At 55.4% G+C, this 23,632-nt stretch carries 24 protein-coding genes and 1 riboswitch; of the genes, 6 read left to right on the top strand and 18 right to left on the bottom strand.

Going from position 1 to position 23,632, the window contains the following annotated elements; genetic code table 11:
* Nucleotides 1-4: 4 nt before the first annotated feature.
* From ACTVJH_RS08240 to ACTVJH_RS08190, 11 genes are all read right to left on the bottom strand, one after another.
* A complete protein-coding gene (locus tag ACTVJH_RS08240) occupies nucleotides 5-376 on the bottom strand; it encodes a DUF1844 domain-containing protein (protein WP_455989334.1) in 372 nt (123 codons plus the stop codon).
* A gap of 250 nt (nucleotides 377-626) precedes the next feature.
* Entirely contained in the window at nucleotides 627-1,790 is a 1,164-nt protein-coding gene (locus ACTVJH_RS08235) for a pyridoxal-phosphate-dependent aminotransferase family protein (RefSeq protein WP_455989332.1), read from the bottom strand.
* Nucleotides 1,791-1,999: 209 nt separating this feature from the next.
* Nucleotides 2,000-3,841 (bottom strand): UbiD family decarboxylase, encoded by a 1,842-nt coding sequence (locus ACTVJH_RS08230; protein ID WP_455989330.1) that lies wholly within the window; start codon nucleotides 3,839-3,841, stop codon nucleotides 2,000-2,002.
* Nucleotides 3,842-3,861: 20 nt separating this feature from the next.
* Complete coding sequence (locus ACTVJH_RS08225; RefSeq protein WP_455989328.1) at nucleotides 3,862-4,260, bottom strand: FxsA family protein; 399 nt, start codon at nucleotides 4,258-4,260, stop codon at nucleotides 3,862-3,864.
* An 84-nt stretch (nucleotides 4,261-4,344) separates the two neighbouring features.
* Nucleotides 4,345-4,608, bottom strand: coding sequence for a DUF493 family protein (locus tag ACTVJH_RS08220; RefSeq protein WP_455989326.1), 264 nt, complete (start codon nucleotides 4,606-4,608; stop codon nucleotides 4,345-4,347).
* Between the two features lie 87 nt (nucleotides 4,609-4,695).
* Nucleotides 4,696-5,934: a phosphoserine phosphatase SerB gene (serB, locus tag ACTVJH_RS08215; RefSeq protein ID WP_455989324.1), complete on the bottom strand. Its 1,239-nt coding sequence runs from the start codon at nucleotides 5,932-5,934 to the stop codon at nucleotides 4,696-4,698.
* Nucleotides 5,935-6,045: 111 nt separating this feature from the next.
* Nucleotides 6,046-6,198: a hypothetical protein gene (locus ACTVJH_RS08210; RefSeq protein WP_455989322.1), complete on the bottom strand. Its 153-nt coding sequence runs from the start codon at nucleotides 6,196-6,198 to the stop codon at nucleotides 6,046-6,048.
* A 182-nt stretch (nucleotides 6,199-6,380) separates the two neighbouring features.
* Nucleotides 6,381-7,445 (bottom strand): aminofutalosine synthase MqnE, encoded by a 1,065-nt coding sequence (gene mqnE / locus ACTVJH_RS08205; protein WP_455989320.1) that lies wholly within the window; start codon nucleotides 7,443-7,445, stop codon nucleotides 6,381-6,383.
* Nucleotides 7,438-8,343, bottom strand: a complete 906-nt coding sequence (gene sppA, locus ACTVJH_RS08200; RefSeq protein WP_455989318.1) for a signal peptide peptidase SppA — start codon at nucleotides 8,341-8,343, stop codon at nucleotides 7,438-7,440. Before sppA ends, mqnE begins: the two co-directional genes overlap by 8 nt.
* Before the next feature lie 99 nt (nucleotides 8,344-8,442).
* Complete coding sequence (gene rimO, locus ACTVJH_RS08195; RefSeq protein ID WP_455989316.1) at nucleotides 8,443-9,753, bottom strand: 30S ribosomal protein S12 methylthiotransferase RimO; 1,311 nt, start codon at nucleotides 9,751-9,753, stop codon at nucleotides 8,443-8,445.
* A gap of 173 nt (nucleotides 9,754-9,926) precedes the next feature.
* Nucleotides 9,927-10,946 carry an elongator complex protein 3 gene (locus tag ACTVJH_RS08190; protein ID WP_455989314.1) on the bottom strand — a complete coding sequence of 340 codons (1,020 nt, stop codon included), beginning with the start codon at nucleotides 10,944-10,946 and terminating at the stop codon, nucleotides 9,927-9,929.
* A 269-nt stretch (nucleotides 10,947-11,215) separates the two neighbouring features.
* Here ACTVJH_RS08190 and ACTVJH_RS08185 point away from each other — a divergent pair, with 269 nt between their 5' ends.
* On the top strand, nucleotides 11,216-11,512 hold the full coding sequence (locus tag ACTVJH_RS08185) for an integration host factor subunit alpha (protein WP_455989312.1): 297 nt from the start codon (nucleotides 11,216-11,218) through the stop codon (nucleotides 11,510-11,512).
* Here ACTVJH_RS08185 and ACTVJH_RS08180 read toward each other — a convergent pair.
* Entirely contained in the window at nucleotides 11,496-12,242 is a 747-nt protein-coding gene (locus ACTVJH_RS08180) for a septal ring lytic transglycosylase RlpA family protein (RefSeq protein WP_455989310.1), read from the bottom strand. The two genes, ACTVJH_RS08185 and ACTVJH_RS08180, sit on opposite strands and share 17 nt — an antisense overlap.
* A 111-nt stretch (nucleotides 12,243-12,353) precedes the next feature.
* Between ACTVJH_RS08180 and ACTVJH_RS08175 the strand changes: the two genes are divergently transcribed.
* The 3 genes from ACTVJH_RS08175 to ACTVJH_RS08165 all read left to right on the top strand — a co-directional run bounded on the left by ACTVJH_RS08175 (nucleotide 12,354) and on the right by ACTVJH_RS08165 (nucleotide 16,439).
* Nucleotides 12,354-14,138: an N-acetylmuramoyl-L-alanine amidase gene (locus ACTVJH_RS08175; RefSeq protein WP_455989308.1), complete on the top strand. Its 1,785-nt coding sequence runs from the start codon at nucleotides 12,354-12,356 to the stop codon at nucleotides 14,136-14,138.
* Nucleotides 14,139-14,215: 77 nt separating this feature from the next.
* A complete protein-coding gene (locus tag ACTVJH_RS08170) occupies nucleotides 14,216-14,902 on the top strand; it encodes a DUF554 domain-containing protein (protein WP_455989306.1) in 687 nt (228 codons plus the stop codon).
* A gap of 190 nt (nucleotides 14,903-15,092) precedes the next feature.
* Nucleotides 15,093-16,439 (top strand): tetratricopeptide repeat protein, encoded by a 1,347-nt coding sequence (locus tag ACTVJH_RS08165; protein WP_455989304.1) that lies wholly within the window; start codon nucleotides 15,093-15,095, stop codon nucleotides 16,437-16,439.
* Nucleotides 16,440-16,565: 126 nt separating this feature from the next.
* On the opposite strand, the gene ACTVJH_RS08160 is transcribed toward ACTVJH_RS08165, so the two are convergent.
* The 4 genes from ACTVJH_RS08160 to ACTVJH_RS08145 all read right to left on the bottom strand — a co-directional run bounded on the left by ACTVJH_RS08160 (nucleotide 16,566) and on the right by ACTVJH_RS08145 (nucleotide 20,190).
* Entirely contained in the window at nucleotides 16,566-16,883 is a 318-nt protein-coding gene (locus ACTVJH_RS08160; protein ID WP_455989302.1) for a cupin domain-containing protein, read from the bottom strand.
* Nucleotides 16,884-16,959: 76 nt separating this feature from the next.
* Nucleotides 16,960-17,682, bottom strand: a complete 723-nt coding sequence (locus tag ACTVJH_RS08155; protein ID WP_455989300.1) for an ATP-binding protein — start codon at nucleotides 17,680-17,682, stop codon at nucleotides 16,960-16,962.
* 327 nt (nucleotides 17,683-18,009) lie between these two features.
* Nucleotides 18,010-18,702, bottom strand: coding sequence for a deoxyribose-phosphate aldolase (deoC, locus tag ACTVJH_RS08150; RefSeq protein WP_455989298.1), 693 nt, complete (start codon nucleotides 18,700-18,702; stop codon nucleotides 18,010-18,012).
* A gap of 189 nt (nucleotides 18,703-18,891) precedes the next feature.
* On the bottom strand, nucleotides 18,892-20,190 hold the full coding sequence (locus ACTVJH_RS08145) for a 4Fe-4S binding protein (RefSeq protein WP_455989296.1): 1,299 nt from the start codon (nucleotides 20,188-20,190) through the stop codon (nucleotides 18,892-18,894).
* Nucleotides 20,191-20,320: 130 nt separating this feature from the next.
* Here ACTVJH_RS08145 and ACTVJH_RS08140 point away from each other — a divergent pair, with 130 nt between their 5' ends.
* Nucleotides 20,321-21,010: a Crp/Fnr family transcriptional regulator gene (locus ACTVJH_RS08140; protein ID WP_455989424.1), complete on the top strand. Its 690-nt coding sequence runs from the start codon at nucleotides 20,321-20,323 to the stop codon at nucleotides 21,008-21,010.
* Between the two features lie 109 nt (nucleotides 21,011-21,119).
* Here ACTVJH_RS08140 and ACTVJH_RS08135 read toward each other — a convergent pair whose 3' ends face one another.
* Nucleotides 21,120-21,314 (bottom strand): hypothetical protein, encoded by a 195-nt coding sequence (locus ACTVJH_RS08135; RefSeq protein ID WP_455989294.1) that lies wholly within the window; start codon nucleotides 21,312-21,314, stop codon nucleotides 21,120-21,122.
* A gap of 283 nt (nucleotides 21,315-21,597) precedes the next feature.
* On the opposite strand from ACTVJH_RS08135, the gene ACTVJH_RS08130 reads away from it, so the two are divergent.
* On the top strand, nucleotides 21,598-22,356 hold the full coding sequence (locus tag ACTVJH_RS08130) for a DUF4197 domain-containing protein (RefSeq protein WP_455989292.1): 759 nt from the start codon (nucleotides 21,598-21,600) through the stop codon (nucleotides 22,354-22,356).
* 277 nt (nucleotides 22,357-22,633) lie between these two features.
* Here ACTVJH_RS08130 and ribB read toward each other — a convergent pair whose 3' ends face one another.
* Nucleotides 22,634-23,287: a 3,4-dihydroxy-2-butanone-4-phosphate synthase gene (ribB, locus tag ACTVJH_RS08125; RefSeq protein WP_455989290.1), complete on the bottom strand. Its 654-nt coding sequence runs from the start codon at nucleotides 23,285-23,287 to the stop codon at nucleotides 22,634-22,636.
* A 118-nt stretch (nucleotides 23,288-23,405) separates the two neighbouring features.
* Nucleotides 23,406-23,552, bottom strand: a riboswitch (FMN riboswitch).
* Nucleotides 23,553-23,632 lie beyond the last annotated feature (80 nt).

Below are 23,632 nucleotides of genomic sequence, written 5' to 3'. Positions count from 1 at the left end.
CTGGCTAGGATTTACGCTGAACGAATTTGACCCGGAGTTCAAACAGGAGATCCCGAATGAGCCGCTCCTCTTCACATGTCAGATTTCCCTTGGTCTTTTCCTGAATCATGCCCAGGATGTCGATGGTCTGTTTGGCCAGTGGGATGTTCACTGCAGCCTGTCCGGTTTGGAGGTCCGGGATTTCTCCCAGGTGGACAAGCACCGTGGAGCTCAACGACATGACAAAGGTGGAAAAGTCGAGTTTGGGCATCTGCCCGGAGTCTGCAGCCCTGGCTGTCTGGCGGTATTCGCGCGCAATCTTTTCTTCGGCTTCTTGACGCTGCTCGGCCTCGGCCGGTGATTCGTGCTCCCGGCAGGGATCATTGTGTTCGGACATTACCGTTCTCCTTGAGCTGGATCGTTTCCGCAAAGGGCGGATCAGCTGGTCTGCCTCCAGGCTCTGTCATTACAAAAGAGCAGATGTTCACCTGGAACAAGAAAACCAGGGATCAGGGAAAAAGGGGGTACAGGATTATGGGCAGAGGCCGGGTAACCCTGCAACCCTGCCACGAAGAAGCACACTTCCCTCAATCCCGAGGCAGGTAGCTGAATGGTTTCAAAAATAAAAGATTGGTTGGTATGATTGTCTATGCCGGGAGGACTTCCGTGAGTGCCGTTTCGTAGGCCTTCATGGCCTGTTCCAGGTAATCCCGGCATCCGGAATAGCCGCCGCAGGCCACATAGGATTCACGCAAGGCGTAAAGACCCGCCAAAAGATCGCTCCAGTCCACATGTCCCATATGTCCGAGGCGGATCATTGTGCCCTTCATGTCTCCCTGGCCGCCTGCTGCCACCACGCCGTATTCACGAACCATGGTTTCCAGGACCTTGGATGCGTCAATGCCCGGGGGCATGAGCAAAGAGGTCAACCCCCAGGTGAAGCGTTCAAGGGCCAGAAGTTCCAACCCCATGGCCGAGATTCCGGCCCGGGCCATCATGGTCAGGGCCCACTGCTTATGATAGATCTCGTCCAGCTTGTCGCCTCTGAAGTGTTCCAGACTCTGGGCCAGGCCGACCAAAAGTCCGATTCCCGGGGTGAACAGGGTCTGTTGATTCTCTACTTTTTCTCGTTCCTTGAACAGGTTGAAATAAAAATTTTTCGGTTTGACCTTTTCCACCCGTTCCCAGGCCCGTTCGGACAGGGAGATAAACGCAAGTCCCGGAGGGAGCATGAGTCCCTTTTGGGAACCGGTGAGCAGACAATCGATGCCCCACGTGTCCATGGGGCAGGGAGACACCCCCACGGCAGAAATGCCGTCCACCACCAGCAAGACATCCCGTTTTCGGGTCTGTTCTCCGATTTCCCGGATCGGATGGAGTACTCCGGTAGATGTTTCCGATGCCTGGACAAGAACGCCGTTGATGGCCGGCCAGCGGTCCAGACTGTTCAATACGTCGATGACCTTGGCGGTTTCCCCCCAGGTTACCGGGAGGATAATCATTTCCAGTCCGTGTGCGGCAGCGATATCCGACCAGCGCTCCCCGAACTTGCCGCCCTCGATGACCAAGACGGTATCGCCGGGTTTGAACAGATTGGTTACGGCGGCGGCCATCGCACCGGTGCCGGAACTGGTCAGGGAGATGACCGGCTGGGAGGTGCCGAAAAGGTGCTGCAACCCATCCTGGACATCGCCCATGATCTTCTTGAACTGGGGTTTGCGGTGGTGGATCATGTCCTTGGCCATGGCCAGGCGGACGTCTTCAGGCAGAGGGGTGGGTCCGGGGGTGAGCAAGCGTTGTTTATTGAGCATGATGGGTGATTCTCCGTGGAGGATACTTGTTCGGGGATTGGTTCAACTATGCTGGGTAGAACAAATCCGTCAACTATCCCAAAGGATGGATGGATGCAATGCAGCCAAGCGGGCCCTCTTGGGCCGATTGGTTTTCAGGGCAAACCTGACCTGATATTCCAGGTGGCTGGAAGGGAACCCATGTGGCTTGGCGGGCCGTTCCGTTGGATTTAGATAATTCCGTGCAGGGGGCCCCCGGGCGCACCCAGTGCGTCGACCCGCTTTTCAACGTCGGGATCGGGATCCAGGGGCGGGGCGTGAAAGGTCTTTATCCTGGCGTCGATGACCACGGGTCCTCTGCATGCCCAGTGCTTGCAATGGGTGAAGCTGTTCACGCCGTAGATGTCTGTTGCCGGGTCCGAGCGGGTGAAGGTCACCCAGAGAAAATTATCCCAGTTTGTTGCCGTGAATGCCGGATCGTCTGCAATGACCATCAAGGGGATGCCTGAAAGATTTTTTTGGTTTGCAAGCGCTGTACACAAGAAATCCATGGTCTGATCCATGGTGTCCCGGGGAAGCATGTGTTTCGGCCCCTGGATGATCATGATTCCCGGGGCAAAAATCGTTGGGTTGGTGAATCCTGCAGGCAGAGAAAGATCCGGGGGAATCTGTGTTGCCAGGCAGTTGATCCGAGGTCCTGCAACGGTCCAGACCACCTTGGATCCTTCGTTCAGACCGGTGCCGGAATAGTCCAGGGTGTCCATGGTCGTTTGGGTGATGAAATGGAGATCTCTGGTCGGATCGAGCCGTTCCAGAATATGGCGGAAGAATGTCGGAACGTCATGGCAGGAGAGAGAGGCGCTATCCTCCCGGGCCGCGATGAGCAGGTACTTGGCCAGGGAGGTCTGGGTCGATCCCAGAAGGCAGAGGCCGCCGGTGAGCAGTTCCCGCGGCTTGCGTGTCTGGGAGTAGGGGACATACCGTTCGCTGCCCACGGCCAAAAGCAGGGGGTGGACCCCGGCCGCATCAACGGCATGGACCTCGTGGATGCCCGGAAATACCGTGGGCACGAGATCCTCGGTGAGTTCGTGGATAAAGGTCCCGAAAACCGTATCCTCCTGAGGGGGACGGCCTACGGTGGTAAAGGGCCAGACAGCGTCCTTGCGATGCAGGACCGAGGTGACTTTGAGTACGGGAAACCCATGGGCCAGACTGTAGTATCCCAGGTGGTCACCAAAAGGGCCCTCAGGTTTTTGGGCATGGGGGTCGAGAATCCCGGAGATACAGAAATCCGCCTCGGCCGGGATGGGGAGATGATCCTTTCGGGTGATCATGGGGATGCGATGACCCGCGAGCACTCCGGCAAAAAAGAGTTCAGGAAGGGATTCGGGAAGGGGCATGATGGCTGCAACGGTCAATGCCGGAGGACCGCCCACAAAGATATTCACCCGCAGGGACTGGCCCTGTTTGATGGCCTCGGCGTGATGCAGGCCGATCCCCCGGCAGATCTGATAGTGCAGGCCGACCTCTTTGTCCGGAATGAAATCGTTTCCAGCGAGCTGAACACGGTACATGCCCATGTTGGAGAAGCGCATGCCCGGCTTGTCGGGAGAATGGGAGTAGACCTGGGGGAGGGTTATGTACGGTCCGCCGTCCATGGGCCAGGAGACGAGTTGGGGAAGATGGGAGATTGTGGTCTGGCGGTCCAGGATCGGTCCGTGAAAAACCTTTTTGGGCAGGGCATGAAGGCCGGCCCGTCCCAGGGAAGGCAATTCCCAGGGGCGTTTGAAGACGAGTGATGGATCCCCCTTGGCCTTGAGCAGTCGTCTGACCCGGGGCAATGTCTTGCGAAAGATGAAGTGGATGCGGTCCATGGTGCCGAAGATATTCCCGGCCATGGGAAAGGCGCACCCCTTGACCCGGGTGAATAGCAGGGCGGGACCACCGGCCTGGAAGACCCGCCGCTGAATGCTTCCCATCTCCAGACAGGGATCGGTTTCCCGGTCGATGCGTACGAGGTGACCATGGCCTTCGAGGTCGTTTAGGCATTGGGAAAGATTCTTGTATGTCATCACGGCATCCTGGTTGGCGACTACGGTCCGTAATAGGTGATGGTTGGCGGGTGGTTGTTCATCCACTCCTTGAGGACCCGAAGGAGCCAATCCTTGAAGATCTTCCGGGTCGGGGGAAAGAGAAGGAGCAGACCCAATGCGTCCGTGATGAATCCCGGAGTGAGCAGAACCAGCCCTGCCGCCAGGATAATGGCCGCATCCACGAGTTCACTTGTGGGCATGATCCCTTGATGCATGCTTTGCCGGATGCGCAACATGGTCTGCATGCCTTCGGCCCGGGCGAGCCAGGCCCCGGCAAAGGCGGTCAGAAGAACCAGGACGATGGTATTGAGTGCTCCGATAGCCGATCCCACATGGATGAGCACATAGATCTCCAGGACCGGGAGCACGGCAAAGGCGACAAATAATTTGGGAAACATGGTGGATACCTTTGGGGTAATGGCGAGAGGGTTGTGTACAGATGGTATGTTTCATCCCCGGGCGCGGCAACCTCCACCAAAGGGTCAGAGGGTGATGATTCCCTGGATGGTCGCCGTCTGCCTGTAGATGTCGATCACCTGGGCGGATGATTCCATTTTCGTTTCAACGGTGATGGAAATGTATTTGCCCGTGCGCGAGGCGGTCTTGCGCACAGAGGCTTCAGGGCCGAACAAACAGGTCACCTCTGTCTGCCTGTTCTTGGGAACGATGAATTTGAAGGTATAAATGCACGGCCAGTCATGGGCCTGATCCAAACGCTCGGCAAATGTCGTGAAGTCGGTGGGCATGGTGTTGGTCCATGGGGATGGAGGATATGGGATGATGACCCGGTACAGTGTCCAGCGCAGAGAGTTTGTTGGTTTTTTGGGAAATCTTTATGCTGATTCCTGCTGGCCCAGGGCGTGGGCGGCCTCCCTGTCCCTGATGCCGATGAAGTAGAGGATGGCGTCCAGGCCGAGATTGGAGATGGCCTGGCCGGCCCCCTTGCGGACCACGGGCTTGGCGTGAAAGGCGATGCCCAGACCGGCCAGATCGAGCATGGGGAGATCGTTGGCGCCGTCTCCCACGGCAATGACCTGGTTGAGGTCAAGGCCCTCTTTGTGGGCGATCTCCCGAAGCAGATCGGCCTTGCCCGGACCGTCGACGATCTTTCCAAGGATTTTTCCGGTCAGTTTGTCCTCACTGATTTCCAGGTCGTTGGCAAAGACATAATCCACACCGAGTATTTTCTGCAGATGTTTCCCGAAATAGGTAAATCCCCCGGAAAGAATGGCAACCTTGTAACCCAGTTTTTTGAGTGTTGCGATGAGCCGGTCCGCCCCCTCGGTCAAGGGGATTCGATGGGCGAGATCCTGGAGAACCGACGCGTTCAGGCCTTCAAGCAGGGCCACCCGTCGGGTCAAGCTTTCCTTGAAGTCGATCTCTCCACGCATGGCCGATTCGGTGATCGCCACGACCTGGTCCCCGACTCCAGCAGCCTTGGCCAGTTCGTCGATGACCTCGACCTGGATGAGTGTGGAGTCCATGTCAAAGGCGATCAGCCTCCGGTTTCTGCGGAACATGTCATCTTCCTGAAAACCGATATCCACACCCATGGTTCGGGAAATATCCAGAAAACTGGAATGCATGGCCGAGAGATCCCTGGGGGTTCCGCGAAGGGAGAGCTCGATACAGGCCCTGGGGTGACCGTCGGGACGGGCAAAGGAGGTCCTGCCCGTGAGCCGGGTCATGAAGTCGATATTCAGCCCGTTCTCATGAATGAGTCCGGCAACGGTGGCCATGGCCTCGGCCGTGATGGCTCTGCCAAGGAGCGTCAGGATGAATCGTTTTTTGCCCTGATCCCGAACCCATGTTTCATACTGCTCCGGTCCGATGGGCGTGAAGGTCAGGCTGACGCCGAGGTTGTGGGCCGCGTAGAGCAGATCCTTTAAAATGGGCGAGGACTCGGATTCCTTGGGCACCTCGATCATCAACCCCAGGGACAGGGATTTGTGGATCACGGACTGGCTGATGTCCAGAATGTTCGCCTTATACCGGGCAAGGACCGTGGACAGGGATTGGGTCAGCCCCGGTTTGTCCTGACCGGTGATGCTGATGAGGATGATTTCTCGCATGGTTGGGGGTACCGTTCTTGAGAGATTGGACGAAAAAAGGCGCAGAATGCTGCGCCTTTTTTTCGTGGGTGAAGAGTCAGATGATTGCTGTCGCCTCGGCAACAGGAACTATTAATGATGCTCGGCTTCTTTCATCCCTTCACGGATACGGTAGATGGCCGCGATGACGATAACTGCAAGATAGGTCAGAATGCCCATTACCCCGACGGTTCCGGCGATCGAGCTGTGCAGCATTCCGTTGATCAGCATTGAAAGTACTTCCATGGCCAGGTCCTCCTCGAACAGGTTCGCATGTTGTCATCAGATACAAATTCCCTGCTTCAAACCCTGAGAAAAGAAAAAAGTCAAGGAAAATGCCAAGGATCCAAGGCAAGTTTGTTCTCGAGGCAAACCAGCCTCGATATTTCAGGCGATTGGATGAGAATACGTTCGCCCTGGCCAGGGATCTACACCGCATTGAAGAAGGTATCCCGCTGGACCGGAACAAAACCCGCTGTAGTGATATACTCGCGGAGTTCTTCTTCTCCAAGTCCTTTGGGGGATGCCGAGCCCGCTGCGTGGCCGATTTTTTCCTCGACAATGGTTCCGTCGAAATCATCGGCTCCGGCCCACAGGGCGAGTTGGGCGGCCTTGACCCCGGCATAGGCCCAATAGGCCTTGATGTGTGGAATATTGTCCAGATAGAGCCGGGACATGGCAATGGTTCGCAGAAAGTCTTCTCCGTCCGGTCCCTTGGCCTCCAAGGGATTGTTCTCCGGCTGGTAGGGCAGGGGGATGAAACAGAGAAAACCGCCGGTGGAATCCTGGAGATCCCGCAGGGCATGCAGGTGGTCGATTCGGTTTTCCCAGGTTTCCAGATGCCCGAAGAGCATGGTGCAATTGGAGTAAATCCCCTGGGAATGGGCCTTTCGGTGAATATCCAGCCATTCGGTCCCGGGAATCTTTTCCGGGCAGATTTTCTGGCGCAGATCCGTGTCAAAAACCTCGGCTCCGCCCCCGGTCATGGCCTCGAGGCCAACTTCCCGCAAATCAGTGAGGACCTGTTCGACGGATTTGTCGTACTCCCTGGACAAAAAGGCGATCTCCACGGCGGTGAAGGCCTTGACCGTGGCATGGGGTCGGACCTCGCGAACCGTTCTGAGCATGGACAAAAAATACTCGTAGGTCAGAGCGGGATTGAGCCCGCCGACAATGTGGACCTCCCGGATAGGCTCGTGGATCCGGGCCATGAGCCGGTCCCGGATTTTTTCCGGGGAGTAGACATAGCCCCCTGGTTGTCCTTCCCGTTTACTGTACGCGCAGAATTTGCAGGCATTCTGGCAGACATTGGTGTAGTTGAGGTGCTGGTTGTACACATAAAAGGCCTTGTCACCATGGATGGCCTGACGGCGGGCGTGGCCGAGTGCGCCTAAGTCATGGACAGAGGCGTTTTGTGCCAGGTTCAGGCCGTCTTCCTTGTCGAGTCGGCCGCCTTCCTGGACATGCTTGATGATCGTTTCGAGGTTATTCATAGCTGAGTACCCATTGCGGGCCAAAAGGAATCCCGTTTTCCGGGAGGATGTTCAAAGAAGTCAGAATCTTTGAGAGAAGCGGTTTCTTCACCGGCGGGCCTTCGAGCAGGTCGATGTCCCCGGTGAGGCCCAGTCCTTTTTTGAGAATGCGGACCGCGTCTTCAAACCCACCCAGTTTATCGACCAGTCCGGCCTCAAGGGCCTGTTTCCCGGTCATGGCCCTGCCGTCGGCAAAAGGTCTGATGATTTTGGGGTCCATGCTTCGGGACATGGCGATGTCTCCAACAAATTGTTCATGCAGATCATCGGCCAGTTCCTGAAAGTAGGCCTCTTCTTCCGGGGTCATGGGCCTGAACATGGTTCCGGCGTTTTTCATGGATCCGCTGGTTATGGTCTGTTCTTTCACCCCGAGTTTGTTCATCATCTCGCCCAGATCCGTGAGTTTGACCTTGACCCCGATACTTGCGGTCAGTGTGCCCGGGTTGGCCCAGATTTCCGAGGCTCCGGCCGCGATATAATATCCTCCCGAGGCGGCCACTGCTCCCATGGAGGCGATGGTCGGCTTGTCCCGGGCCATTCTTCGGATGGACTGGAAGATTTCCTGGGAGGGGCCGACCACCCCGCCGGGCGAGTTGATACGCACGATAACCCCCTTGACCGAGTCGTCTCTGTGCAGCCTGTCGATCCAGGCCGTGATCTGCCTGGAAGACGCAATCATGCCGGTGATATTGACCACACCGATCTTGTCTCCCCGGGATATCCATCCCGGTTTGTCGTCTGAAAAAAAGAAGGAGGCAAAAAGATACATGCTCCCCATAAGCAGGATAATGGCCAGGAAGATGAGCATGGTTCCGAACAAAAAGGGATGGCGGGCACTGAATTTAACGGACTGCTGCATGGTGACCTCACGGGGATGGCGTTGGCCGGAGAAAGAATCTGTCTTCCACTCACATTCATAGGCAGGATGCACGGGTTTGTCACTTCCCGGCGATCACCTTTATTCGACCAAGCCAACCAGATCGTAGGTTTTCGTCTCGTCGATGCGGGCCTGGACGAGCTTTCCCGGTTCGACCCCGGGGCCGCTGACATAGGTTACTCCGTCCACTTCCGGGGCCTGGAACCAGGTGCGTCCTGTATACAAACCCTCCCAGTCCGAACAGGACTCGTCCACGAGTACCGGCTGCATCGTATCCAGGTATCTGTTCAATTCTTCTTCGCTGATTGCGGCCTGGATTTTCATAAGTCGGGCCTTGCGGGCCTCCTTGATTGCCGGGGCAACCTGGTAGTCCATGGCAGCGGCAGGCGTTCCTTCTTCGGGAAAGAAGGTGAAGACGCCCATGTGGGTGAACCGGATGTCCTGGACGGTTTGAACGAGATGCTCGAAATGGGCCTCGGTCTCTCCGGGATATCCCACGATCATGGTCGTGCGGATGGCAGCGTCGGGCATATGGGCCCGGATTCGGGAGACGATTTCCCGGGGATCGTGCATAAAGGGGCGGCCCATGGTCTTCAGGATATCCGGGTGGGAATGCTGGAAAGGGATGTCCAGATAGGGAAGAAGCGGTTTGCCGCAGGAGGCCAAGAAGGCGAGCCGATCATTGGTCAGTCCTGCCGGATACAGGTACATGAGTCGAAGCCACTCAAGGCCGTCCAATGGCAGAATGTGTTCGAGCAGGGTTTCCAGACCGTGTTTCATGCCCAGATCGTTGCCATAGGCGGTCACGTCCTGGGCGATGACCACCAGTTCCTTGACTCCCTGGGACAGAAGATACCTGGCCTGGTCCACGACAAGATCCACGGGCTGACTGACCAGGGGACCGCGCAGGGAAGGAATGGTGCAGAACCGGCAGCTGTTGTCGCACCCTTCGCTGATCTTCAGGTAGGCGTATCCCGGCAAGGTGGATACGGCGCGGCCTGTCCGGCTGGAAAATTTGCGATTCAGTGCCATTGCAAGGCGTGCCGGGAGTTGATCCTGGTCCGGGATGGTCAGAAAGAGATCCACCTCGGGGAGTTCTCTGCGCAGTTCCTGTTCGTAACGCATGACCAGACAGCCGGTGACAACAAGAAGTGGTTTGGGCGAAAGGTCCGCAATGCTTTCGGCCGTTTCCAGGATGGTCTGAACGGATTCCTGCACAGCGGGCTCGATGAACCCGCAGGTGTTGATGAGCACCACCTCGGCCTGGTCAGGGGTATCAACGGGCTGGATGGAGGCAAGCAGGCTGCCGAGCATTATTTCGGTATCGACCCGGTTTTTGGGACAGCCGAGGCTGATGGTATGGATGCGGATTGTATCGGATATAGTGGTCATGAAGAAATAGGGGGTTGGGGTTGATGGGCTGGTAGGGAATAGAGATGTCAAAACGAGTGCGCAGTACGCAGGGCGCAGGATATACGGTGAGCGTGTTCCAGAATGCGGGATGGTGCATTATGGATATCTTTGTGGAGATATGCTGATCGTCGGGTCGTGGTGGGTACCTGTTCCTATTGAAGAGTGAATTCGGACTGTTCGGTATAGCTGACCATTGGCTTGGTGATGCCCAATCGGGCGAGTTTTTCGATGTTTCCCTTTTTGTACCCCCAGAGTTCCCCGCTGTATTTCAAAGGGATGGTGAGTGAAAGGGGGGGATGTCCCAGTTTGTGAATATGATCGGCGATAATCTCCACGAGCGCCCTGGATCTGACCAGATTGCCCAGACAGGGATGCCAGGGGCCGGCAAGCATATTCGTGAGAAGTTGCGGTTCCGGAGTCAGGCCCAGACGGATCACAGCGATCTTTTCAGCCCAGAGTTGTTGGACCGCCCATGCCAGTTGGGAGATAGTCTCCTCCAGGCCCATTGGATCGTATTTGTCGTGGCTAAACCAGGTCCCAAGGACCGTCCCCTGGAGAACCAGGCAGGGGTAAAGACGAATGATTTCGGGGCGAATCCGGCAGCACATGCGGATATCTTCTTCCCAGGTCGTTCTGCTGTGTCCCGGCAATCCGGGAAGCATCTGGAGGCCGAGTTCAAGGCCCGCTTCCCGAACCATACGACATGCGTCAAGAGCGGTTTTCGGGTCGTAGTGTCGGTTGGCCCGGTCAAGAATGTGCCGATCAAAGCTCTGGATGCCCAGCTCGACCATGTCCAGCCCCTGGTTTGAGAGATATTCGAGCATGTTCGGGGTAATGGCATCCGGCCGTGTCGAGCAGCGGATATGGGAGATGACACCTTGTTTTTTATATGCTGCCCCGAGTTTGAGAAACCGGATCATCCATTCTTCGGGAATCCCCGTGAACGTTCCTCCGAAAAAACCCAGGCCAAGGGAGGGAAGATGTTCTTTCTTGCGATGTTTGAGATCGTTTGCCAGGGCTTCGAAGCATGTCTGAAGGGTTTGACGGGTGTGTCCGGTTTGCAGGTTTTGTGAGCAATAGGTACACCTTCCCGGGCACCCCTGGAAGGGAAGGAACACGGGAAATGTTTTGGGATGTACCCGGCTCGGCTCTGGATGTTTGAAGGATATCATTAGGTTACATGCCTGATTTCTCGGACGGATCTCCTTGGATCGCTTTGCGCACCGCAGTTTCGTGTCTTCAACGCCTCGTTGCTTTTTGGTCCGGATAAAATTTTTTCGACATCGTGGTGGTTTAACTGTTTATTTCTCTTGAAAAACCATTCTGATTTGTGTAAGGATTTGTATAAGCATGTATCGTCATCTTTGGGAAATCCCCATTCTGACTATCACATCCACGTGTGCACCTCGTTTAACGATCTAACCCTGCCAGGAGAAACGCGATGAGTTCGAGGACATTGACCAAAGCCGACATTGTCAACGCTATCTACGAAAAGACAAACAGAAACAGGGCTGAGGTGAAAAATCAGGTGGAAAGTCTGCTCTCCATCATGAAGCAGGCCATCAAGAAGGACTATGCGCTCTTGAGCAGTGGCTTCGGCAAGTTTGAGGCCTATGAGAAAAATGCACGCAAGGGAAGAAATCCCCAGACCGGAGAGAGCATTATTCTGCCCCCTCGCAAGGTGGTCGTGTTTCGTATCTCAAGAAAATTCCGGGCTGAACTCAATCCGCAAGAATAAAGCTCGAGGGCGTCCGGGCTGATAAGCGCTGCAGAGCCTGCTCGGCATCGGTCAAGGTCGCAAAGATGCCTGCATGGACCTGCCAGAATGTTTTTCCATCCAGGCTGATGGGGTGGATCCGGCTCTGCGCATACCCTTCTCCTTGCATTTTGTTGCGCAGATTCAATGCATTGTCTTTAATCGTGAACGAACCGACCTGTATATAAAAGGGTCCTGTAAAGCCGTCTGCAGGAGTTTTTTCGGCTTCTATGCGGACGTGAGCGGTTCCCGGTCCCACAATTTCCAGATCCTTGGCCGCCTGATAGGATAGGTCAAGGATTCTGTTTTTTACGAAAGGACCTCTGTCGTTGACTCGCACACGGGTTGTTCTGCCATTGTCCAGATTGGTGACCTTCAGCCGGGTCTGCATGGGAAGGAGCCGGTGCGCAGCGGTTTGTTGGTACATGTTGTACACTTCACCGCTTGCGGTCAAACGACCGTGAAATTTTTTTCCGTACCAGGAGGCAATACCCGTTTCAGTGTAGTTGGCTGCGGATTGGACCGGAGTATATGTCTGTCCCAACACCGTGTATGTCTTTTGTGTTTTTTTGGCCTGAGGGCGAGATGGCACCTTCACCTTGGTCTGTGGGGACGTCCCCTGGTACACGGTTTTTTTCCCGCATCCCGGACCAAAAACCAGGCAAGTCGTGAGCACGAAAAGCATGGACAACAGCGAAGTGTGTGGTTTCATGGCTCCACCTTTGTGTGGTTTCAAAAAAAATATAGATCGGGGCGGGTGTTCTTGTCTGACAAGAAGCCCTTACCCTTTGACAGGATCCGGACATCTCTCTACGTAAGGCCTATGTTACCATCCACACGCTTTGTGTTCTGCATGCTGGCATTCTGCCTCCTGATCCTGTTCACGGGGGCCTCGCCCGCCTCGTGTGCCTCTCCTTCCCAGGAATTCAAAAAAGGGTGGCGTGGATTTTTTGATTTGGTCGAAAATCCCCGCAAGGCCAAGTATCGTTCCAATTGGTATGCGGTCAAGGACCGTTTTCAACGTGCCTACACCCGGAATCCTCAAGGCTCATACGCTCCAAAATCTTTGTACTATCTTGGCAGGGTCTACGACGAGATGTCCAAGATCTCCATGCTGGAATCCGACGCCCTCCAGGCTGTGGACTACTACAGACGCGTGGTTCTCCGTTTTCCCACTCATTCCTGGGCAGACGACGCCCTGTTTCGGCAGGCACAGGTCGAATTGAACCAGCTCAGAGACAGGGATCACGGGTACCTCTCCCTGCTTTCGGTGGTTCACAAGTATCCCAAAGGGGATATGGCTCCCAAGGCACAGGAATTACTCGACAAGCTCGATCATGACAATCGCAAGAAGGCGGCTTCCGCTTCAGATCCGCCCTCCACATCGCCGCCCGCCTCGAAACAGTCAGCTCCCCAAGCACCTGTTCCGGCGCCGGTTCCCACGGTTTCCGCAAAGGATTATCCGCAGCTGGTCCAGATTCGTCACTGGTCCAGCAAGGATTATACCCGGGTCGTTCTGGACCTGGAGAAAGAGGTTGGGTTCGAGAATCATCTGCTCAATCCCGATCCAAAGCTGCAAACCCCGCACCGCCTTTTCATCGATCTGAAAAAAACGACCCTGGACACGGGGGTCCCGGGAGAGGAACGCATAGCCGATGGTATACTGCATACCATCCGAACCGCCAAACATTCCAGCGAAGATGTCCGTGTTGTCCTGGATATCGATGCCATTGAAGATTTCAGGGTATTTTCCCTTTCCGATCCGTTTCGTGTGGTTGTCGATGTCTATGGGGGCAAAAAAAACGAGCCTTCAACGGCAGCGAAGCAGCCCAATACGAAAAAGCGTGCTGCTTCCACGGCCAATGCCGCTGTAGGCAGTGTCGCCCGAGATAAGGACGTGGCCAATAGTCTGGTCGAGCAATTGGGGCTGAAGATCCAGACGATCATGATCGATCCCGGGCATGGGGGGAAGGATCCCGGTGCTGTGGCCAACAAGATTCTGGAAAAAGACATCAATTTGAAGATGTCCAAGATCATTGGAAAAAAACTGGAACAAAAAGGATTCAAGGTTTTTTATACACGAACCACGGATGTCTTTGTGCCTCTTGAGGAACGAACGGCCATGGCCAATGCCAAAGATGCCGACCTGTTCATTTCCATTCATTGCAATGCCTGTCAGGATAAGCGCGCTCACGGACTGGAATTGTATTATCTTAACCTGGCCAAGTCACGGGACGCGGTCCGTGTGGCAGCGCGGGAAAATGCCGTTTCCGTGAAAAAAATCAGCGATCTTCAGGTCATTCTCACCGACCTGATGCTCAATTCCAAGATCACCGAATCCAAGGACCTGGCCAATGATATCCAAAACCGGTCCCTGCATAAGATTCGGACCAAGTACAAAGTCAATGACCACGGGGTCAAAGGAGCTCCCTTTTATGTGCTTATGGGCTCCAAAATGCCCGCAGTTCTCGTTGAACTGGGATATATCACCAACTACACCGAAGCCAAGAGATTGCGATCCACCGCCTATCTGGACCGGCTCGCCGATGGTATGGTGCTGGGGGTTCTCGCCTACCAGAGCCGAATAGAGGCTATTGCGGGGTTGTGATGCTGCCTGGATCCTGAGTATGCATCCTCACACCAGACGGGCCCTTACATTCTGTAGTCCATCCATGGGAGGTCGTTGTGGTCGTACCTGTTGGTACTTTGGTCAATGCCCTGGCCATTGTTTGTGGAAGTGTGCTTGGACTGCTTCTCCGCGGTCGTTTCCCAGAGCGCATCCGTACGGTTTCCTTTCAGGGAGTGGGGCTGTGTGTACTGGTCATCGGTATGCAGATGGCCTTTGCCATGAAGAATCCTCTCGTTGTCATCGTCTCGGTGCTATTGGGGGGTATTCTCGGAGAAATTCTCCATTTGGAGGAATTGTTCGAGAAGCTCGCGCTTCGTCTCAAGGGAATGATCCGTTCTTCCAATCCGTTGTTCACAGATGGTCTTATTTCATCCTCCCTGATTTTCTGTATCGGAGCCATGGCCATTGTCGGATCTTTTGACGAAGGGATCAGAGGGGACCATGCCATCCTCTTCACCAAGTCGGTTCTTGACGGTTTTACCTCCGTGGTTCTGGCAACCACCTATGGTGTCGGAGTGCTTTTTTCCGCTGTACCTGTCCTCATTTACCAAGGCGCGCTGACACTTTTTGCGGCCTCCTTTCAGTCCGTCTTCTCCCCGGAGATCATTGCCCAGCTGACCGCAACAGGTGGAGTGCTCATCCTGGGGATCGGAGTCAACATTCTGGAGATCAAACAGATCCGTATCTCGAGCATGCTTCCGGCACTGGTTATCGTGGTGCCCCTGACCATGCTTTTTGGGTGAAAATGACCTGTTTTTCGCTCTTTTTGTCCTGGTGTTTTTCTTGCCTTTGCGCAACAACGAATTGTTTTCTTTCGCAACGGAACGTGAATTCAATGGAGAGTGCGAAACAGGGCGGGCGGTTTTGTTCTGATGGTAAAAAATGATCACTTAATCATGGCATATCGTTTGTTTCGACCATAAGGAGCAGTACTTGGCTAAACGAGAACTTTTCGATCAGATAGTCCGCAATTTTGCTTCCAGTCATGGCGGATTTTTTATTGTCAGCGACGATCTGACGTTTGTGCGTACCTTCAAAGGGCTTGTTAAGGCCCTGGGCATCACGCAGGATTGTCTGCGCTGCGAGATGCGTTCTGTGGAATACGTGAGCCAAATGCATGACCTGCTCAAGCAGCACAAGCGGTTGATCCTCCTTGTGGAGGCGTTCAGCAACGGGGTGAGCAATACCTCCCATTTTCGCCAGATCAAGGATGCCGTGGGAGACCGGGTGAGTATCATCTGCCTGAGCTCGGAACTGAACCGTGATGTTCTGTTTCTCTTTCACGAAATGGGCGCGGACAATGTGATCATCAAGCCGGTCTCCATGAATTCGGTCATTGAAAAGATCGCCTATACCATCAAACCCAACAATCTCCGGACGCTTGTCGACAAGGCCAAGGAACGTATTGCTGAGGGGGATTTTGCCCGCGCCAAGGGTGTTATTGACGAAATTTTCAAGGTCAATCCGGACAGTTCCATCGGCAATATCCTCATGGGGGACATCTACCAAAAGATTGAAAAGTTTGACCTGGCCGAAACGAGTTACAAACGGGCCTCGAGCAAGGCCAGGATGTATCTCGAGCCGTTGGAGCGCTTGGCCGCTCTTTACGAAGAGACCAGTGACAAGGAAAAGCGTCTGGAAATCCTTGAAAAAATGGATACGCTTTCCCCCCTTAATCACAAGCGCAAAATTGATATTGGCGATGCCTATGTTGATATGGGCGATGCCATGACAGCTCGAAATTACTATGATGCGGCCGTTAACGTGGTTCGTAAACATGCCAGAGATCAGGTCGTGGCCTCACTCATGGAAGTGGGAAAAAAGGTCATGGGGGTCGACCCCGAGCAGGGACTTGGTTACATGAGCGAGGCCATGGAAATGAAATCAGGAGACTTTTCCATGCAGGATATGTGGATGTTTAACGAGATCGGGCGGCATCTTCGCAAAGAGGGTCGGTGGGAAGAGGCTATCAGCTATTACTCCAATGCCCTGGAGATTGATCCCGACAATGACGGGTTGTTCTACAACCTGGCCATGGCCTATCTGCAGGGAAAGCGGTATTTCAAGGCCCTTGAATATGCCCAAAAGGCCGTGGGCAAGAACCCGGAAATTCTCGAGGCGAACATCAGTGTCCCGTTAACTATCGCCCGGATCTGTTTCCATGCCAACAGGCCCGTGGAGGCGGAAAAATATGTCCGAAAGGTTCTTGCCCGGGATCCCCGGCATCAAGGGGCCCTGGATCTGCAGAGACAGGTGTTGCAATCCGGGAAAAGTCGCTAAGAACCATTGCATCCATGTTTTCTTGTCAGTGAAGAACGTTGTTCTGCACACACAACCGCAACGGGCCGCTTTCAGATGAAAGCGGCCCGTTGCGGTTGTGTGCGTCAGGTGATCCAGACCATCGGATCAGATGGGCGGGGCGATGGTTACCAGGACACGCATGTCGGTAGTCGCCCTGATTCCGTGGGGCGCTCTGATCTCACAGATCAGCACGTCGCCCGGCTTCGCCGGGATGCTCTGATCGTCAGCGGCCAGAAACTCACCGGTTCCCTCGATGACTGCGATGCTGACCTCGCCATCGATCTCATGGGAATGGACAGGAAGTTTCTGACCCGCCTTGAAGTTGAAATTGAGAATCTTGAAGTTTTCAGAATCATGGACCAGCAGGGTCTTGAAGGCGATATCGTTGAAGCTTCCTTCGTCGAAGAGATTGATCGTTTTCACAGGCACTCCTTATGACGATTGAAGGGTTGGTGGTACACGGATGACAGACTGTAATCATCACTTTTGTCGGTCTTTTTTATTGCAGGGGTTGTACCTCTTCTCCGGAGGTGGACAGGGTGACGATCCTGGCGGGTATACTGGTTTTTGCTTTGTCCAGGGCGGCCTGGATGATGCCCGGCAAGCCGCCGCAACACGGGACCTCCATGCGCAGGATGGTTATGGACCGGGGGGGATTGTTCTGAAAAATGTCCGTGAATTTCTCCAGATACACTGCTGTATCATCGAATTTGGGACAACCCATCATGACCACTTTCTCCTGCAGATAGTCAACATGAAAATCAGGACTGGAGACAGCTGCGCAGTCAGCGGTCACCAGCAGATCGGCATTTTTGAGAAAGGGGGCAGATGGTGGAATCAATCTGATCTGCACGGGCCAGTGGGACAGGGATGAACTCTTGGTGCCGCTCTTGCGATGCGCCGCAGGTCCGGGCTGCAGGCTCTGCAGTTTGGCCGACGGGCACATGGAGGGGGTTTTGGTGCGCTCCCTGGCAGCCTTTTCTGCCAGAAATCGCTCCACGGCCTCGGGGTCGAATTCGTCAGCCTCCCGTTCAATGATCCGCAGCGCCCCTTTGGGGCAATGCCCCAGACAGGCACCCAGACCGTCGCAGAGATTATCCGCGATGACTTTGGCTTTGCCGTTTATTATCTGGATGGAACCTTCTGCGCAGCTGGGCACACATTGCCCGCAGCCGTCGCATAATGCTTCGTCGATCTGGATTATTTTTCTGACTTGTTTCATGGGGTGCTCCCTTGGAATCGGGGGTGTGATGTACGGGGTTGATGGCTGTCATATAGGTAGTCCCGCGTACAAGCACCTTGATATAGGTCAAAGGGCGGTGGTGGATGCATAAGGGAGATCGGAGGCGGGAGAAGGGAGGCGGGAAAAAAGTGCGCAGTACGCAGTGCGCAGTGCGCAGGGGAAAATCAAAGAACGTGACAACTCGTTTTTGAGGACTGGAGGTGTCGGTGTGGTGGAGACAGGGGATGCCTGGTCTCTACGGATGGACGGATGCGCACACGGGTAAGGTTATTTGACCGGGGGGTAGGGGCACGGCGCGCCGTGCCCCTACGTGGTGTGGAATTGGCGGACAATGGGTACCCCGCTGCTCGTTCCGAGACGCACGGCGCCGGCCCGGAGCATGGCCTGGGCGTCATCCCATGTCTTGATCCCTCCGGATGCCTTGACCCCAAGACCAGAGGGGGCAACCAGCTCGTGGAGCAAGCGGACATCCTCGATGGTCGCACCGGACGGGCCAAACCCGGTGGACGTTTTGACCATCTGCGCACCCCCGGTCACACAGAGTTCACAGGCAATCCGTTTTTCATCCTCGGTGAGTACGCCGGTCTCGATGATCACCTTGAGCAGAGCCCCCTGATGCTTGCAGATGCGTGCAATGGTCCTGATATCATCTTCTACTGTTTCATACCGGTGACTTTTCAGGGCTCCGACGTGCATAACCATGTCGATTTCCCGGGCCCCGTCCTTGAGGGCCTGTACCGCTTCAGCGGCCTTGACCAGAGGATGGCTGGCCCCCAGGGGGAACCCGACCACCGAGGCCACCCGGATCGGAGAATCCCCTAAGGCCTCGCGGGCCAGAGCCACGTAGCAGGGGTTTATGCACAGGGTAACAAACCGGTATTGCTTGGCTTGTTCGCAAAGATGCAGAATATCGTCTTCAGAGGCCTGTGTTTTCAACAATGTGTGATCAATACTGTTCGTAATTTCGGCAAGAGAGACCTGACGGGGGTTGGAGGGCATGTCGATTGTTCCTTGTCTGTTCGTTGCTGTGTTCCTAATCCGGCCGTTGCTGTTCGTTTCGAGAAGAAGATTGTTCCTTTGATGTTCCTTGGTTGTTCGTTTCTGTAAAGTGGTTTGGCAAAACTGTTTGGGGCGGACGTTTTTGTCGCCTCCCTGGAATACGAATACCAGATTCGGGAAATTTCCGATTTATATCCGGGCGATCCCGAGAAAGACGGTGTGAAGCATGGTGACCAGGATGATGAAGAGCGTCCGGGCTCGTGTCGGGGTCAGCAGGGGAGCGGAAAATGTGAGTGCTCCGTGTGTGCACGCGCTGATGCAGTCCCCGCACAGGGTACAGGTGATATGCGGCCTTCCCTGTTCGAGGGCCTGCAGATCCAGGGCATTGTACCGGCAGGCGGGAAGACATGCCTTGCACCGGGTGCAGGAATCGGTAATGCGAATTCGCCAGGGCGCGAGTTTGCCCAGATAATTGCCGACCAGGCCGATGGGACAGAATGTGGTGCAATGGACCATGGTTCCCTTTTTTCTGGAGATACAGACCATGACACCGACTCCGACCAGTCCGAAGCTGACCGCCAGAATGACGGCGTAGGCCGTGGGCACACCGAGGATGCGGAGCCCGAGAGCGGTCAGGACGACCAGGACAAGGATGGCCCAGCGCAGCGTACGGGTCCAGCCCGGCAGGGAGTGTGGTTGGTTTTTGAGGGTCATGACATTGTCCCAGGCGCCGATGTAACAGAGGTGGCTGCACCAGGCCGGACCGACCAGAAGCAGGGTGGAGCCGAACAGGATGGGCATGAAAAAACCCTCCCCGCGAAACAGCGGCCCTGCCAGGATGAGGGCTGGAACCGGAATGTGGAGTTTGCCGGTCATCAGGAATTGTTCGATACCGGCAAGACCCAGGAAGAGCTGGGAGAAAAAGACCAGGGAAAAAAGGAGCCAGACGAATCGTCGGGTTGGGGCCTGGGTCTTTGGATCGAGCAGACGCCCGGCTACCCAGACCGCATAGAGGGCAAGCCCGAGAATTTCCAGGGGGCCGAGTCCCGGGAAGAACCGATCCGCAAGGAGCAGGACAATGGGCGTTTGTTCCCGAAGGGCAAGGAGGAGGGCACCGGTAAGTACGAAAACTGTTGCCCGGGTCGGATCATGCGTTGTGTTTCGAACAAAGAAGCGCTGCCCCGGACCTGTGGCCAGCGCAGCCATGCAATACACGGCTGCACCCATGACCACGGAGAGGATCACGGCCAGGCGGATCCAGGGGAGATCTGCGGCCATGCGAAAACGCAGCAGAGTGGTCAGGGTCTGTGCCCAGATGACAACCCCTCCGGCCAGAAGCGGAATGCATGCCAGCCGGACCCAGGTCCTTCTGGTCCAGACAAGGGCTGCACAAACCAGTAGGGCGAGGGCCATTCCCATTTCCCCGAATCGAAGGGCATGGGCACCGAGCAGCAGGATGCTCAATGAGGTCAAGATGGTGGTCAGCATGATGGAATCTTGGGTGCAAGAAGTGAATGTGACGGTGTGAGCCGGCCATGATATTTCAGCTACTTGGATGAGAACACCTTTTGCCTATTTTTCCCTTGACCTGGGTCAATCCATGCGGTGAAAGAGTGTGATGCAGACTGAAAAGATTGTGGATATCTTAAAGCGAGTGGATCTCTTCGAGGGGCTGGACAGAGCGTATCTTGCCACCCTGGCCATGATTGCAAAAACAATGCGTTTGGACAAGGGCCGAACGATCTTCTGGGCCGGGGATGAAGGCAAGGGATTTTATCTGGTCCAGTCGGGCCGGGTCAAGATTTTCAGGACCTCTTTTTCCGGTAAGGAGCAGATCCTGCATGTTTTTGGATTCGGGGAGGCCTTTGGCGAGGTGGCCGTGTTCGCCGGCGACAACTTCCCGGCCTCGGCCGTGACCCTGGAGTCTTCGGAATTGTTGTTTTTTCCCAGGGACGCGTTCCGTAAACTTCTGGCCCGGGAACCGGATCTGGCCTTGCAGATGCTGGCCCTTCTTTCGAAGCGGCTGAGGGCCTTTGTGAACAAGGTCGAGGAATTGAGCCTCAAGGAGGTGCCCGCCCGGTTGGCGAGTCACTTCCTCCTTTTGGCTGCCGCCAGCCGGGCCGATGCCTTTGAACTGGATCTGTCCAAGACGGAGCTGTCCAAATACCTGGGGACCATTCCCGAGACCCTTTCCCGGACCCTCAAAAAAATGGAGAATCAGGGGTTGGTCAGCGGGAACGGAGCCTGGATCGAGATTGTCGATCGGGCCGGATTGGAAGAGATTGCCGAGGGATTGGTGAGGTTATGACAACCATGAGCACCGAAAGACCCGGGGCGGGCCCAAACGATATGCCCGTCTCGGAGTTCCGATGGCTGAAGAGGAAGCGTGCTCTTGGGGATTGATCTGAAAAAGCTCCCTACTTTCTGCTTCCAAGAGGGAGATGGCGGAGGAATTCGAGGGCGGAATGGAGAATAGGTCCATGGGTACGGTGACAGGCATGGCGGGCATTATTGATGGTCCAGGTTCCGGCGCTGCAGGTGTTGCAACCATAGGTTGCGAGATGGTTGTAATGACGTTCCATGGCTTGAGTAATGGCGCTTACAAAGAGCATGTTCCCTCCGAGTGCTGATGGTTTCGAGAATGATCCTGGGATATTGAATCCCCAGAAGCGATGAGTACCTACGCCGTCTGTGAGTGTTTGCAAGGGTTGTGAAAAAAAAATCTTGGTTATGTTCGTGTCGTGATATATCCGCTGCCGGCTCAATGATTCGCGCCTGGCTCGGTCAGACGGTCGATCCGTCCAAAACGGGCAAGCCAGTCATGGTATTTCAGCCGGCTGGACAAGAATACATTTGTCTTGACCCGGAACCAACAGTCAGTTGACAGGAGGAATAATGAACAGACGAATGATGACAGCCCTGGGAGTCCTTTTGATGTGTGGATGGGCATTGTCCTGCCAGGCGGGGTGGAGCGATGTGGTCGGCGGGGTTGCCGAGTCTTTGACCGGCTCCTCGGAATCCGGCGAGCAGCGGGGAGGCGCTGCCTCGGACACGGAGGTCGTCCAGGGGCTCAAGGAGGCCCTGGCCTCGGCGGCCAGGAAGTCCGTGGACACCCTGGGCAGGGAAAACGGGTTTCTCAAGAATCCTGATGTGTTCATTCCCGTGCCCAACCACTTGTCCATGGTGACCAAGGGACTTGAAAAGGCGGGGCAGGAAAAGCTGGTCAATGATTTCGTGACCAGCATGAACCGGGCTGCGGAAAAGGCCGTGCCCAAGGCACAGCCTATCTTTCTTGATGCGGTCAAGGGGATGAGTCTGGAGGATGCCCGAAAGATCTTAAACGGCAAGGACGATGCAGCGACCCAGTATTTCAAGAAGCACACGGCAAAGGATCTGACCACTGAATTCACCCCCCTGGTCAAGGAGGCCACGGACAGCGTCAACGTGACCAAATATCTCAAGGCCATGCAGGACAAGGCCAAGGGCATGGTCGGCCTGGGCGGGACTTCCATGGGTGACATCGATGCCTATGTCACCGAGAAGGCCCTGGACGGTCTGTTTGTTGTCATGGCCGAGAACGAGGCCGCTTTGCGCAAGGACCCCATGGGCCAGGGATCTAAACTTCTGCAAAAGGTCTTTGGGTTCGGGAAATAGGAAAAAGTACGCAATGCGCAAAAGTGCGCAGTGCACAGTGCGCAGTACGCAGGGCACAGTTTCCGTGACAAATCCAGCGTTGTCCTCGACTTCGTACAATCGATACAATAACAGCACGCAACCTCGATAGCGTTGCACAAAAAAGGACGGTTCGTTATGAACCGTCCTTTTTTGTGCAAACTATCCTCGCGAATACAAGATCTTTCCTGCGCACTGCCTACTGTGTACTGCGCACTTTTGTGCACTGCGTACTGAGTACTGTGCACTTTTTTTATTTTTATGCCGCCCCTTCCTGCATCTTCTGGCGGTACATGACGATGTCTTCCACTGTGAGCACGGGAAGGCCGTGTTTTTGTCCGATGGCCATGATTTCCGGGAGTCGGGCCATGGTGCCGTCGGGGTTGGTCACCTCGCAGAGTACGCCGTAGGGTTTGAGTCCTGCCAGGCGCATCAGGTCCACGGTGGCCTCGGTATGGCCCCGACGTTCCAGCACCCCTCCGGGACAGGCCTTGAGAGGAAAGACATGACCCGGGGTGTGAATGGATTCCCGGGTGGCGTCCTCGGCAATGGCTGCCTGGATGGTGGTGATCCGGTCCGCAGCAGAGACGCCGGTGGTTACCCCTTTGGCCGCCTCGATGGATACGGTGAATGCTGTGTTGTAGGAGCTTTCGTTCTTGTCGACCATCATGGGCAGGTTCAGGCGCTGGATTTTTTCTTCGGGCATGCACAGGCAGACGATCCCGCTGCACTCCCGGATGAGCATTGCCATCTGAGGCGGGGTCAGGCTCTGGGCCGCAAAGATGAGGTCACCCTCGTTTTCCCGGTCTGCATCGTCCGTGACGAGAACGCCCTTGGCAGAGCGCAATGCCTCGAGGGCCGTTTGTACACGCTGGATCGGGGAGCCAAAGTGGTCGAGAAGGGACTGATTCATGGTAGTTCTCCTTGAATATGATGAAGGGTACCAGAATCAGGGCGATAGAAAAGACAGGAGCCCGTAGAGGGCATCGGAAAGGAAACGCCGCGAATAAAATCGTGGTGTTTTGAAGCTGTCACATCCTCTTTCATCCGGACTGTCACCGTCGGCCCCGGCTTCTCACCGGGTCTGCTGACCTTCCTGCCGTCAGGAAGCGCTCGCGGGCTTCCCGGAGAACCGGGATACCGCCGGTGGGGAATTGCACCCCGCCCTGAGAACAAGTGGAAAAATTGCTACTTTGGGTGGGGGTGGATTGTCAATGGGGGAGAGAGAGGGAGAGGACACGGACGGGCACGGACGTGC

This window comes from Desulfoplanes sp. PS50, from assembly GCF_053851535.1.
Note: the sequence above shows the minus strand (reverse complement) of the source record. Positions and strands in the feature narration are given on the sequence as shown.

Coding starts and splice junctions, on each gene's coding strand:
- ACTVJH_RS08230 (WP_455989330.1), bottom strand. CDS start 3,841: ATGACATACAAGAATCTTTCCCAATGCCTAAACGACCTCGAAGGCCAT.
- ACTVJH_RS08190 (WP_455989314.1), bottom strand. CDS start 10,946: ATGATATCCTTCAAACATCCAGAGCCGAGCCGGGTACATCCCAAAACA.
- ACTVJH_RS08225 (WP_455989328.1), bottom strand. CDS start 4,260: ATGTTTCCCAAATTATTTGTCGCCTTTGCCGTGCTCCCGGTCCTGGAG.
- ACTVJH_RS08235 (WP_455989332.1), bottom strand. CDS start 1,790: ATGCTCAATAAACAACGCTTGCTCACCCCCGGACCCACCCCTCTGCCT.
- ACTVJH_RS08145 (WP_455989296.1), bottom strand. CDS start 20,190: ATGCTGACCACCATCTTGACCTCATTGAGCATCCTGCTGCTCGGTGCC.
- ACTVJH_RS08210 (WP_455989322.1), bottom strand. CDS start 6,198: ATGGAAGTACTTTCAATGCTGATCAACGGAATGCTGCACAGCTCGATC.
- ACTVJH_RS08185 (WP_455989312.1), top strand. CDS start 11,216: ATGAGTTCGAGGACATTGACCAAAGCCGACATTGTCAACGCTATCTAC.
- rimO (WP_455989316.1), bottom strand. CDS start 9,753: ATGACCACTATATCCGATACAATCCGCATCCATACCATCAGCCTCGGC.
- ACTVJH_RS08240 (WP_455989334.1), bottom strand. CDS start 376: ATGTCCGAACACAATGATCCCTGCCGGGAGCACGAATCACCGGCCGAG.
- ACTVJH_RS08220 (WP_455989326.1), bottom strand. CDS start 4,608: ATGCCCACCGACTTCACGACATTTGCCGAGCGTTTGGATCAGGCCCAT.
- sppA (WP_455989318.1), bottom strand. CDS start 8,343: ATGCAGCAGTCCGTTAAATTCAGTGCCCGCCATCCCTTTTTGTTCGGA.
- deoC (WP_455989298.1), bottom strand. CDS start 18,702: ATGCCCTCCAACCCCCGTCAGGTCTCTCTTGCCGAAATTACGAACAGT.
- ACTVJH_RS08180 (WP_455989310.1), bottom strand. CDS start 12,242: ATGAAACCACACACTTCGCTGTTGTCCATGCTTTTCGTGCTCACGACT.
- ACTVJH_RS08135 (WP_455989294.1), bottom strand. CDS start 21,314: ATGCTCTTTGTAAGCGCCATTACTCAAGCCATGGAACGTCATTACAAC.
- ACTVJH_RS08140 (WP_455989424.1), top strand. CDS start 20,321: ATGCAGACTGAAAAGATTGTGGATATCTTAAAGCGAGTGGATCTCTTC.
- serB (WP_455989324.1), bottom strand. CDS start 5,934: ATGCGAGAAATCATCCTCATCAGCATCACCGGTCAGGACAAACCGGGG.
- ACTVJH_RS08130 (WP_455989292.1), top strand. CDS start 21,598: ATGAACAGACGAATGATGACAGCCCTGGGAGTCCTTTTGATGTGTGGA.
- ACTVJH_RS08155 (WP_455989300.1), bottom strand. CDS start 17,682: ATGAAACAAGTCAGAAAAATAATCCAGATCGACGAAGCATTATGCGAC.
- ACTVJH_RS08175 (WP_455989308.1), top strand. CDS start 12,354: ATGTTACCATCCACACGCTTTGTGTTCTGCATGCTGGCATTCTGCCTC.
- ribB (WP_455989290.1), bottom strand. CDS start 23,287: ATGAATCAGTCCCTTCTCGACCACTTTGGCTCCCCGATCCAGCGTGTA.
- mqnE (WP_455989320.1), bottom strand. CDS start 7,445: ATGAATAACCTCGAAACGATCATCAAGCATGTCCAGGAAGGCGGCCGA.